Below are 4991 nucleotides of genomic sequence, written 5' to 3'. Positions count from 1 at the left end.
GGCCGGGGCGCTCGCGCACCGCGGCGCGATCCGGGCCGCCCTCGGCGACCGCTCCGGCGCCCTCGCCGACCTGCGGACCGCGCTCGCCGGCCGCCCGCACTTCTCCCCCGCCGCGGCCGACGAGGCCCGGCGGCTCCTCGACCGCCTGGAGGCCCGGCCGTGAACGTCCGACGCACCCTCACCGCGACCGCGCTCGCGGCGCCGCTGCTCGCCACGGCGGTGCTGGCGCTCGGCGCCACGGCCGCGGCCGCGCACCCGCTGGGCAACCTCTCGGTGAACACGTACGACGGTGTCGCCGCGCGCGCCGACGGTGTCCGCGTCGACCACGTCGAGGACCTCGCCGAGCTGCCGGCGCTCGCCGCCGTCCGGTCGGCCGACACCGACGGGGACGGCACCCTCGACGCCGCGGAGGCCGCGGCGTTCGGCGCGGCCCGCTGCGCGGCCGCCGCGGGGCGGACGACGGTCCGGCTCGGGGACCAGGCGCTCGCCGTCCGGCCCGCGACCGCCGCGCAGGCACCCGGCCCCGTCGTCCGGACCTCGCCCGGTCAGGCCGGGCTGCCGCTGCTGCGGCTGGAGTGCACGCTCGTCGCCGCGCTGCCGGCCGGGCTGCCGGCCGGGCTGCCCACCGGCACCGGTACCGCGCTCGCCGTCGAGGTCGCGCCGGTCGCGGACGTCGGCTGGCGGGAGATGACGCTCGTCGGCGACGGGGTGTCGGTGACGGGCGCGTCGGCGGCCGCGCGCAGCGTGAGCGACCGGCTCGCCCGGTACCCGGCCGACCTGCGCGCCCACCAGCCCGACGAGCGCACCGTCACCGCGACGCTTCGCCCCGCGGCCGGATCCGTTGCGGCGCAGGGCACCGGCCCCGCGGCGACGACGGACGCCGGCCCGGTCGGCGGGGCGCTCGGCGGGGCCGTCGGCGGGCTCACGGCGTTCGTCGAGGGCCGGCTCGACGCCCGCGGCGGCGTCGCCCTCGTCGCCCTCGTCGCCGGGGCCGCACTGCTCGGCGCCGCCCACGCGGCGGCCCCCGGGCACGGCAAGACCGTCATCGCGGCCGCCGCGATCGCCCGGACCGAGGGCGGCGGTACCGGGCGCCGGGTGCGCGAGGCGCTGACGCTCGGCGGCACGGTGACCGCGGCCCACACGACGAGCGTCCTCGTCGTCGGCGGGGTGCTCGCCGTCGCCGGCCGGTCGCTGCCCGGGCGGCTCTTCCCGGTGCTCGCGGCCGTGAGCGGCGTGCTCGTGGTCGCGCTCGGGGTGACGCTCCTGCGCGGCACCGGGCCGTGGCGGCACCGGCACGACGGCCCTGCGGGTCACGGCCACGGCCACGGCCACGGCCACGGCCACGGGCACGGGCACGGGCACCCGGAGCCGGCGGCACCGGCGGCCCGGGGCCGCCGCCTGCTCGTCGGCCTGGGGCTGGCCGGCGGTCTCACCCCGAGCCCGACGGCGCTGCTGCTCCTCCTCGGCGCGGTCGCCGCCGGCCGGACGACGGCGGGGGTGCTCGCCGTCGTCGCGTTCGGTCTCGGGATGGCGACCGCGCTCACCGCGGTCGGGCTCGCGGCGGCCGCCGGGCGGATCCGGATGGCCCGTTGGACGGCACCGTCGCCCCGGCTCGCCGCGCTCGTGCCGCGGCTCGCGGGCCTGGGCGTCGTCGGCGGCGGCTCGCTGCTCGTCGTCCGCGGGGTGGTGCAGGCCGTCGGCCTGTGAGCGGGTGCTACTCCCAGACGGCCGCGACGAGCACGTTGAGCAGCGCGAGCCCACCGATGGCGTGCACGGTGCCGGCCGGCACGTCGGTGCGCTTGCGGCCCCGGAAGACGAGCACCGCGACGACGAGGGCGACGACGAGCTTCACGCCGATCTTCGCGTGGTTGAGCGGCTCCTCGCCGTCGACGGCGCCGGACTCGCGCATCCCGACGAGCGCGAGGCCTGTGACGAGCTGGGTCAGGGCGCCGTGCCACATCCCCGGCAGGATCTTCGGCGCCCGCAGGACGGCGATGTAGCCGCCGACGATGATCGCCATACCGACGAGGTGGAGCACGACGACGAGGTTGTACACGATCTCCATGCCGCGATCCTAGGGATCCCTAGAGCAGCCGTCGGTCGGCGGCCCACCGGGTGAGCTCGTACCGGCTGCTCAGCTGGAGCTTGCGGAGCACCGCGGACACGTGGGTCTCCACCGTCTTCACCGAGATGAAGAGCTCCTTGGCGACCTCCTTGTACGCGTAGCCGCGCGCGATGAGCCGCATGACCTCGCGCTCGCGCTGGGAGAGCCGGTCGAGCTCGTCCTCGACGGCGGCCACCTCGCCGGCCCCGGTGCCGAAGGCGTCGAGGACGAACCCGGCCAGCCGCGGCGAGAAGACGGCGTCGCCCTCGGCGACCCGGTGCACGGCCGAGGCGAGGTCGGGGCCGGAGATCGTCTTCGTCACGTAGCCGCGGGCGCCGGCCCGGATGACGGCGATCACGTCCTCGGCGGCGTCCGACACCGACAGCGCGAGGAAGCGCACCGACGGCCCGCCGTCCGCCGGCTGGGCAGCGAGCAGGTCCGCGCAGCGCTGGAGCACCTCGCTGCCGCCGGGGCGGACCGTGCCGCCGGGCAGGTGCACGTCGAGCAGGACGACGTCCGGGCGGGTCGCGTGCACGGCCGCGACGGCCTGCTCGACGTCGGCGGCCTCGGCGACGACCTCGATCGCCGGGTCGGACGAGAGCTCGGTCCGGACGCCGCTGCGCACCATCGCGTGGTCGTCGACGATGACGAGCCGGAGCGGTCCGGGGCTCATCGGGGTGCCTCCTGGGTCTGGGGGACGGCCGGGTCGGCCGCGCCGGTGCTGCCGGGGTCCGGACGGTCGGCGTCCGGGCGCTCGTCGGGCATGTCGAGCCGGACCTCGGTGCCGTCCCCGGTGAGGCTGCGGATCGTCGCGCTGCCACGGTGCCGCTGCATCCGCCCGACGATCGACTCCCGGACGCCGAGCCGGTCGGCCGGGACGGCGTCCGGGTCGAAGCCGGGGCCGCGGTCGCGGACGAACGCCTCGACGCCGTCCGGGCCGGACTCGACGTACACGGTCACCGGTGCCCCGGCATGCCGGACGGCGTTGACGCACGCCTCCCGCAGCGCCGCGACGAGGACGGCGGTGCGCTCGTCGAGCTGCCGGTCACCGACGACGACGACCTCGACGGCGACGCCGAAGCGGTCCTCGACGTCCGCGGTCACCTGCCGGACGGCGGCCGCGAGCATCGTCGCGGCGTCCTCCGGGCGGGCGCCGTACAGCCAGTCGCGCAGGTCGCGCTCCTGGGCCCGGGCGAGCCGGGCGACCTGGGCCGGGTCGGCCGCGCTGCGCTGGATGAGGGCGAGGGTCTGCAGCACCGAGTCGTGCAGGTGGGCCGCGATGTCGGCGCGCTCCGCCTCGCGCACCCGGGCCGAACGCTCGGTGTCGAGGTCGCGCCACAGCCGCAGGCCCCACGGTGCGAGGACGAGCCCGGCGCCGCCGAGCACGGTGAGGACGGCGACGAGCACCCGTCCGGCGTACGCCGGGTCCCCGCCGCGGACGACGACGAGCAGCACCCCGACGAGCACGAGGACGAGACCGCCGACGATCCGCAGGACGGCCGCGCGGGTCTGGACGCCGGAGCGCTCGGCCCAGCGGCTGCGCTCCACCTCGTCGAGCTGGCTGTAGGCGAGGACCGCGCCGCCGAGGACGACGACGACCGGCACGAGGAGGCCGGCGTTGACGTCCCACCCGAACCGGGCGCCCGCGATGGACAGCCCGGCGAACAGGAGCAGGCCGCCGAGCAGGATGTCCCCGAGCCGGGCCTGGGAGACACGCGGCCGGGCCGGACGCCGGGCGGGGCCGCCGGGCGGGCCGGACGGGCCGGCCACCGAGGCCGGGGAGGCGTTGCGCGGCAATGGGTCCCGGCCCGTCGCCGGGTCGACGGCGTCGGCGACGGTCGGGACGTGCTCGCTCGTCGGCACGAGCGCCCAGAGCCAGACGTAGAGCAGGATCCCGGCACCGCCGCCGAGGACCGTCAGCAGGACGAGCCCGACCCGGACCAGGGTGAGCGAGACCCCCAGGTGCGCGGCGAGACCGACGGCGACGCCCCCCGCGACCCGGCCCTCCGTGGGGCGGACGAGCGGCGGGCGCACCCGCGCGGGCGTCCGGGCCGCGACGGCGGGCGTCACGGCGGCGGGAGCGGTCGGGGTCATGCCCCCATCCTGCACCCGGTCAGGGCCGGTTCCGAGGGTTCCGGGGGTCGGACCAGGGTCGGCTCAGGGTGGTACCCGATGTCGCCGGGACGCCCCGAGGAGAAGGCTGGGTGCCATGACCACGAACCTCCCTCCAGACCCTGCGGCGGGCCCCACGAACGGCCCCGAGGGCACCAGCACCACGACGACGGGCCCGACCGGCCCGACCGGCCCCACCGGGCCGGCGCCGCTCCCCCTCGCGGACGCCTTCGACCGCATCCGCGCGGCCGGCCTCGTCCGGCCCGACGAGGGCCGCTGGGGCGCCGGCGTCTGCGCGGGCATCGCGCACCGGACCGGTATCGACGTCGCCCTCGTCCGCGGCCTCTTCGTGCTCGTCGCCCTCTTCGGCGGCGGCGCCCTCCTCGTCTACGGCCTCATGTGGCTGTTCATGCCGCACCCGGACGGCCGGATCCACGCCCAGGAGGTGCTGCGCGGCATCGTCACCGCGGGCTTCGTCGGCTCGGTGATCGCCGTTCTCGTCGGCGTCCCCAGCGGCAGCGGCTTCGCCTGGTCGCACGGCGGCTGGGGCTTCTTCCACCCCGGCGGCATCGGGATCCTCGTCGTCGTCGGCGTGGTGATCTGGCTCGCGACCCAGCGACGCGGGCACCAGGGCCCGGGCGGCTGGGGCCCCGGCGGCCCCGGCGGCACCCCGCCGTACCAGCCGGGTGCCTCCGGCCCGTCGTCCGCCGGCAGCGCCACCCCGCCGGCCGCGTCGGGTACCCCGTCGGCCCCGGCCGCCCCGTCGACCTGGGGC

General features: G+C 78.3%; 5 protein-coding genes. 2 read left to right on the top strand and 3 right to left on the bottom strand.

Annotated elements, in window-relative coordinates; translation table 11 throughout:
* The first annotated feature begins 159 nt into the window (after nucleotides 1-159).
* Nucleotides 160-1707 (top strand): nickel transporter, encoded by a 1548-nt coding sequence (locus EDJALFJO_RS34140; protein WP_088284091.1) that lies wholly within the window; start codon nucleotides 160-162, stop codon nucleotides 1705-1707.
* Between the two features lie 7 nt (nucleotides 1708-1714).
* On the opposite strand, the gene EDJALFJO_RS08335 is transcribed toward EDJALFJO_RS34140, so the two are convergent.
* Genes EDJALFJO_RS08335 through EDJALFJO_RS08325 form a run of 3 tightly spaced genes read right to left on the bottom strand, consistent with a single transcriptional unit; the run spans nucleotide 1715 to nucleotide 4198 of the window.
* Complete coding sequence (locus tag EDJALFJO_RS08335; protein WP_088284089.1) at nucleotides 1715-2065, bottom strand: hypothetical protein; 351 nt, start codon at nucleotides 2063-2065, stop codon at nucleotides 1715-1717.
* 19 nt (nucleotides 2066-2084) lie between these two features.
* A complete protein-coding gene (locus EDJALFJO_RS08330) occupies nucleotides 2085-2777 on the bottom strand; it encodes a response regulator transcription factor (RefSeq protein WP_088284087.1) in 693 nt (230 codons plus the stop codon).
* Nucleotides 2774-4198 (bottom strand): ATP-binding protein, encoded by a 1425-nt coding sequence (locus EDJALFJO_RS08325; protein WP_088284085.1) that lies wholly within the window; start codon nucleotides 4196-4198, stop codon nucleotides 2774-2776. The genes EDJALFJO_RS08330 and EDJALFJO_RS08325 overlap by 4 nt, the downstream gene beginning before the upstream one ends.
* Before the next feature lie 115 nt (nucleotides 4199-4313).
* On the opposite strand from EDJALFJO_RS08325, the gene EDJALFJO_RS08320 reads away from it, so the two are divergent.
* A partial coding sequence (locus tag EDJALFJO_RS08320) for a PspC domain-containing protein (RefSeq protein ID WP_158220340.1) occupies nucleotides 4314-4991 on the top strand: 678 nt, incomplete at its 3' end.

The sequence above is a fragment of the Kineosporia sp. A_224 genome, from assembly GCF_002198655.1.
Lineage (GTDB): Bacteria > Actinomycetota > Actinomycetes > Actinomycetales > Kineosporiaceae > R-H-3.
The sequence above is the reverse complement of the archived record's forward strand: the minus strand, read 5'-3'. Positions and strand labels throughout refer to the sequence as shown.

Bases quoted from the DNA above. Each gene is read 5' to 3' on its own strand.
- EDJALFJO_RS08330 (WP_088284087.1), bottom strand. From the start codon at position 2,777: ATGAGCCCCGGACCGCTCCGGCTCGTCATCGTCGACGACCACGCGATG.
- EDJALFJO_RS08325 (WP_088284085.1), bottom strand. From the start codon at position 4,198: ATGACCCCGACCGCTCCCGCCGCCGTGACGCCCGCCGTCGCGGCCCGG.
- EDJALFJO_RS08335 (WP_088284089.1), bottom strand. From the start codon at position 2,065: ATGGAGATCGTGTACAACCTCGTCGTCGTGCTCCACCTCGTCGGTATG.